This is a genomic window from Chryseobacterium sp. FR048 (genome assembly GCF_056844665.1).
In genome coordinates, this window is record NZ_JBXDSE010000023.1 from 1 (window position 1) to 1,124 (window position 1,124).

General features: G+C 34.2%; 1 rRNA gene. It reads left to right on the forward strand.

Annotated elements, in window-relative coordinates:
* Nucleotides 1–76: ribosomal RNA gene (rrf, locus tag AC106K_RS28020) — 5S ribosomal RNA — on the forward strand; the annotation flags it as partial.
* Nucleotides 77–1,124: the final 1,048 nt, after the last annotated feature.

Sequence of the window (1,124 nt, forward strand, 5' to 3'; positions counted from 1 at the left end):
CCCATTCCGAACACAGAAGTTAAGCCCACCAGCGCCGATGGTACTGCTAACGCGGGAGAGTAGGCCGCCGCCAGTTTTTATTTTATTTTTAAAAAATCCTTTATCGAAAGATAGAGGATTTTTTTTTGCTTTATACTTAAGCCAACTCTCAGGATTTACCCCTCTTTACTCTTTGTTCTTTATTCTTTACTCTTTATTCTGAATCGATTGTTCTCTTCTTTTCTTTTCCTTACCTAGCAATCTTCCCTGTAATACCAGCACACCTATTCCCCTGCACTTTTTCCATCCCGGAGGGATCCCACTACTTATCCACAATCCATTCTTTTAACCTGATATACCCACAGACTAAACCTAACAGGTTCCTAAAACCTTTTAGGTTTGGAAATACGCATCATGAGAACCCGTAATCCTGTTTTATAATGGGCATTCTGAAATAATACCGACCCTTGAAAGTTTATAGACAGAGCATTGCTTATTAATTGATGTTGTTACTTTACCAATTGTTGACTTCTTATTTTATTCATACACTTTTCTACTTCCTTAGAATATCTTATCGGATGTTTTTATTGTAATTATTTTCTGGGTATTTTCTTCATTTATGATCTATGGAGTCATAAAACATTTTATTATCCAAATATCTGGGGCCAGGAATCGGATGATATCTGGCTCCAGATATTCTTATTACTATAATTCTATAGCTTTTATTTTTAATAGAGAGTTACTTTATAAACGATCTTCCAATAATCTATGATGTATTTAAGATTATTAATACTCATTGTGGATAAGTGTTAGTTAGTGTATAAGTTTAATAATATCAATTATTTAAGTAGTATACTTTCCCACAATACCCATACTCTTATAAACTTTATGTTAAATAAACTTGCGGGGGAGGGGAGAAGTTTCTATCTTTGCCCCACTGAAAAACGAAAGAGGATCAGTAAGCGCAGAAGAGCTTTTAGATAAGCAGAAACGATATACTCTAAAGAAGAGACGAACGAAAAAAAACTTTAAATTTTTAATCAATAAAAGTTGCGAGTTAAAAAAGAGTTTGTATCTTTGCAGTCCCAATTAAGGGAGCGCAGGAGTAGATGGATTAAGGGTTTTGGAGAGGTTAAGGTTAATAA